Origin of the sequence: Muribaculum sp., from assembly GCF_029051885.1 — a bacterium.
In the GTDB taxonomy this organism is placed as follows: Bacteria; Bacteroidota; Bacteroidia; order Bacteroidales; family Muribaculaceae; genus Muribaculum.
Genome location: NZ_JAIDKI010000061.1, coordinates 1 through 3649, shown reverse-complemented (window position 1 = coordinate 3649; position 3649 = coordinate 1). Strand labels below are relative to the sequence as shown.

2 protein-coding genes are annotated in these 3649 nt (G+C 48.9%); both read left to right on the top strand.

From position 1 onward, the window contains the following. Nucleotides 1–194: 194 nt before the first annotated feature. Complete coding sequence (locus K2I50_RS02695) at nt 195–941, top strand: hypothetical protein (protein ID WP_301024708.1); 747 nt, start codon at nt 195–197, stop codon at nt 939–941. A 393-nt stretch (nt 942–1334) separates the two neighbouring features. Then, a complete protein-coding gene (locus K2I50_RS02690; RefSeq protein ID WP_301024707.1) occupies nt 1335–3392 on the top strand; it encodes a hypothetical protein in 2058 nt (685 codons plus the stop codon). Nucleotides 3393–3649 lie beyond the last annotated feature (257 nt).

The window sequence follows — 3649 nt, the reverse complement described above, 5'->3', positions numbered from 1 at the left end:
GTTAAACAAATTACCTCCAGTCGGTCAATCGCCGGCATCTTTCCGCCTGCTCTTCGGTCGTTATGGAACCCCATAACACCCTCATCACAAGCGAAAATATGCTCGACGATTGACCGCCCTGACGGTAACATTTATTATTAAACAAGCTCTTAGCCGACACTCAGTTTACCGGTGTAAGCCTCCAGTTTGCGCGAATGAAATCCGCCGGGTATGTATTCAAGATGAAGAATATGAAGATTGTCGACCATGGCAGAGTCATTGTCAACGAGTCGATTGCCACACCATATAAATATAAGCAGCCTAACAGCTCTACTAAGGAATGTCAGTTTGTGCTCGGCGGTGACCCGAAGACATCAGCTTATATGACTTTGGAAATCGACCATGTCGATTTGTCGGGATATACAAACACCGCGTTCAATTTCGAAGTCGAGATTACACCTGTCGACGGAGTCGAGGACCCGGCATTGCTGGAGAACATAACCGGAAAAGGCGGTCAGGGTGTGATACTCTCGAGCATGCCGAGCGAAGAGATAACCGACTGGGGACAGCAGGCTGCCGGATATTATGAGATAAAGAAACTTGACTGGAAATTTGGCAAGCATGTCTATTCCGTAGCCATTTCCTCGATGAATAATCAGGACAAGGTGGATTGGTCGGATATCGTGACCTGCCGTATGTACATCTACAACGATGTAATCACGCTTGGTAAAATCAACGTAAAGTTTACCGACTTCTATTTTACCGGCGATATAGTCAAGGATTATGATGATGGCGACGATACCAACGCTATAGACAGCATCCTTATTGACGCCGAAAGCGAGGTGACGGTGTATAATCTGAGCGGTATACATGTATATTCCGGAATATTGAGCGAGGCTCGTCTGCCGCATGGCATTTATATAGTGGTAAGCGGAAAGAATGTAAGGAAAATGATGCTTTGACCTAATAGGATTATTGCTCTAAGCGAGTTGTCAGATGACAGCCGGGATGGGAACAGTGCCATCCCGGCTGTCATTGTTGTTAAAGATGCTATAATAGGGCGACACGTGTGGATATTGTTTGGTAGGACTGTGTGTATCAATGCGCTATGGTGTGGGACGTCGGAATGTTAAAAATATGTTTAAAAGCATATCGGGCAAAATTAATTGCGCGTTAAGTGGGAATTAAGCGCTCAGTTAAGGCTTGCACATTAAGTTTGCATCGCATTATCCCTCCTGCCTCCGCGATGTGCTGACGGCAACGGGCGATATACGGCACATGACTGAAGTCGGGTTGCTGACAAAAAGGATATATAAAAAATTATATAGTTTAATCTTTAATCAAAACCATCACGCATGAAAAATTTTACACGTGCATCAGTTCTCGTCACAATGGCGGCTCTGGCAATGGGTAATCTCCAGGCTAAGGACCTTTATCTGTCGCCTAACGGAGATGACAACAACAGCGGCCTTACCGCCGATGCTCCCCGTAAGACTCTTACCAATCTTACATCGATTATCGAGACAGGCGATATTGTAAACATCTCCGGTATCCTCAGCATGGCTGCCGAATATGATCTCGCTCTGACTGGCAACCGTCTGTCGAAAGGCAACTGCGGTCATTTCTATAAGGAAGGAAACCAGAACGGGTTCCAGCTCAAAATTGACGATGCCCGCTGGGCTAACATCACCTTCCGCGGAATGGATCCGGAGACCGATGGTTTCGACGGTGATAATGCATGGCGATTTTTCGAACTCGGGCGTGAGACAAACTTCGACAAGTGGGTTAATCCTGAGAATACTGTAGAAAACTCGTGGGTGCGCTTCGAGAATCTCCGCTTCCAGAACGGTGTCGCTCCTACAGAGGGCGGTACATTCTATATCCACGACCATATCGTGGCCGACTTTGACAACTGTGTCTTCGCGGACAATGGTTTCGACTCAACTACCCTTACTCCTGCTACCGAAGGCTCGATGGAATGCTACAATCCCGAGGATGGCAAGACGGTAGAACGCGGAGGCGCCATACATTTCCAGTTCGGCCAGCTTACAATACGCAACTCTGTGTTTATGAACAACAGTGCCCGTCGCGGCGGTGCCATCTGCCAGACCGGCGGTGACCTCGTGCTTGAGGACTGTCTCTTTGACAATAACGGCGCAAACTGCTTTGACAAGCCCTGCAAGCGCATAGAGGGTGGCGCACTGTGCCTCTGGACTCTCCACACCTCAACTAAAGTGGATATCAACCGCTGCTCGTTTGTCGGGAACTCCGCATGGAGCAAGGGTGGTGCCATCTATGCATTCAGCAATGTAGACGGCAAAGACCGCATTGTCGACGCCAACATCACAAACTGCTACTTCGGCTTCAATGACGCTATATGGGAACATGGCGGTGCTGTGGCTGTAAACAATGTCGACGGCAATCCCGACGGAACAAAGCATCTGCTCATGAAGTTTGCCAACTGTCTGTTTGCAGGCAACACATCTGCATTCTACGGTCCGCAGCTTTATTGGAACGGCGGCACCGAGGGTTCGCTCCTCAATCTTACCAACTGCTCGATGATTGCCGGCGGCTCAAACGGCAACCGCGGTGAGACCAACGGCGGTCATGGCGCCAATATCTGCTTTGACGGAAATGCCGCCCATCCCGCCAATGCAATCTCTCTCGAGATTTTCAATACAATCATGGAGGGCAACCAGTGCAGCAATGGCCAGTACAGCGATATATCATTCCTCAATGAGCATGCAAAGAGCATCGCCGACATGAAAATCGAGCACAGTGTAATTGCTGTCATTCCAAATGATGAAAACGGCTCTGTGAAGTCAGAGACCTCTCATATTAACTATGGTAACGATGCTCCATGCTTCGATGAAGGCGCAGCCGAACTCTCCGCTGCGTTTACATACAATGGAATGGTATGGGGCGTGGCTCCGATAAATCCCGACAGCGAGGCCGGCAATCTCGGCGACAAGGAGTACTATGTGAAGGCCGACAAGGAACTCGACAAGGTCGTGACCAATTCAGGCGCTAAGTGGACTCTCCGCGGCTTTGATATCTCGGCCACCGATATGAACGGCAAGACCCGCGGCGACAAGGCAGTCGTAGGTGCCAACGAAATAGATGTTGACCAACTCTATGACATCGTCGATAACGGAGGTGAGATTACCGATTACTACACACCTCCCACTACCGGCATCGATGAGATTACCGCTGTCAACGGCAAGCTCCAGATGAATATCGCCGACGGCATAGTTACTGCTACTGACACTACAGTGTTCTCTGCATACACCTTGAAGGGTGTGAAGGTAGCACAGGCCAAGGGCGCTCTCGACCTTAACGGACTTTCTGCCGGAACATATGTGATAGTGGCACGCGACGGAGCCGGATTTGCTGTGGCCAAAGTCGCAAGATAATAAAACATAGCCCGGCGCTTTCCGGTTGACGAAACGATTATTATGGAATCCAATCCCTGAGGGGATAAAGACTACGATTTGTCCCCTCCGGATTCTCCTCACTTTCCTATCCGGACATGACGTAACTTTGATTCCGGATAAAGGTATATCGGCAGAGTCCGATTCATGTAAAAAAGATTGTATTAAGAGCTTGTTTAATAATAAATGTTGCCGCCAGGGTCGTATAGCTTGAGACGATTTTCGACATGTGACGAAGG